The 1,527-nt window shown below is 61.0% G+C and carries 2 protein-coding genes; both read left to right on the forward strand.

The annotated features are described in order from the left end of the window. A partial coding sequence (locus EN984_RS39415; protein WP_164765896.1) for an ABC transporter ATP-binding protein occupies positions 1–576 on the forward strand: 576 nt, incomplete at its 5' end. Between the two features lie 256 nt (positions 577–832). Continuing rightward, the gene (locus EN984_RS34120) at positions 833–1,255 is read left to right on the forward strand and encodes a hypothetical protein (RefSeq protein ID WP_127270176.1); all 423 of its coding nucleotides are present in this window, start codon (positions 833–835) and stop codon (positions 1,253–1,255) included. Positions 1,256–1,527: the final 272 nt, after the last annotated feature.

The raw sequence follows: 1,527 nt of genomic DNA on the forward strand, positions 1-1,527 counted from the left end.
GTGAGAGCCCGCGTCGGCGACCTGCTGGCCTCGGTTCGCCTCGCCGGCGCCACGGCCGAGCAGAAGTCGCGCTCGCTGTCCGGCGGCCAGCGGCAACGGGCGGCGATCGCGCGCGCCTTCGCCGGCGTGCCGAAGGTCGTCGTGCTCGATGAACCGACCTCGGCACTCGACGTCTCCGTCCAGGCGACCGTTCTCAACCTGCTCAACGACCTGCAGCGCGACAAGGACACGACCTATCTGTTCATCAGCCACGACCTCAGCGTGGTGCGCTACATGGCCGACAGGATCGGCGTGCTCTATCGCGGACGCCTGGTCGAAACCGGTTCATCCGACCAGATTTTCAAAGGCCCCAACCACCCCTATACGGCCCTGCTGCTGGCCGCTTCTTCCGATGAGGCCGAGCCGAAACTATCCGCTCCAGCCGAGATCGAGGCCACCGGTGTCCCGAACACCGGATGCGCCTTCGCCGATCGCTGCCCCCTGGTCCTGCCCGGCTGCAGAAAGGCAGAACCATCAGCCATGGAGGTTGCGGCTGGCCACCGGATCGCCTGCTGGCGGCACGGCCAGGGTTTTTGAGCGGCTCAACAGCAGTCCGAAGGTCCGCAGCAACTCGGTTTCAGCGGCAGGCAGGTCGTCCGATGCATGGAACCTCTCCGACGGCTGGCGAGGCGGTGCAACATTGTCATAGCGTGCTGATTTGCCGACACTGGAAGCCCGGAGTTCCTGGTGCCCGCGCTGGGCCTGGGTGTTTCCTCGCATACAAATATATTCGTTCATGCTAATATATTGTGGTCATGCACATTCGTTCGTGACGAACATGTGGGAGGATGCAATGAAAACCATAAATCGCAGGTCTGCAATTGCTCTCGGTGTGACGGCTGCCGCGATAACGCCTCTGTTCACCCTGGCGGCGTCCGCGAAGGTCAAGAAATATGGCCCGAAGGAAGGCAAGGAGATTGCGCCCGGTGTCAGGGTGGTTGAGGTCAGCACCGGCGACTCCGACATTCCCGCCTACAAGAGCATCGCAGTCGTCGACGTGGTGTTCCAGCCCGGCGCACACGCGCCTCAGATGGTGATGGACAATGACATGGTCTGCACCATTACTTCAGGCGCATTCACGATCAAGAAAGCCGACAAGGAATTCAAGCTCAAGGAAGGCGACATGTACACCTGCGCCAAGGGCAAGACCGACGAGGCGACGAATACAAGCAAGGAGGTCGGCGTCCATCGTATCGCCGTCCTGATACCTGCCTAGAGCATGATGCCGAAAAGTGTGAAGCGGTTTTCGGACGACATCATACTCTATCTCTTTGATTTAGAGACGGATTCAGATTTCAGCTCGATTCGACCTGAAATCATCCGGCTCTAGCAGACCGGATTCCGGCCGGATGGAAGATCGCACGCCGTCCGGCCGTCGCTCGCGTACAGCCGGATGCTGGCCTCGTCCCGCCAACGCCCTTCAGCAAGAAGATTCCGTCGCTGGTGCCAGCCGGATCGCAGTCGCATGCTCGCTTTCCGTTCAGGCAC

The organism is Mesorhizobium sp. M7A.F.Ca.CA.004.12.1.1, from assembly GCF_003997835.1.
GTDB lineage: Bacteria > Pseudomonadota > Alphaproteobacteria > Rhizobiales > Rhizobiaceae > Mesorhizobium.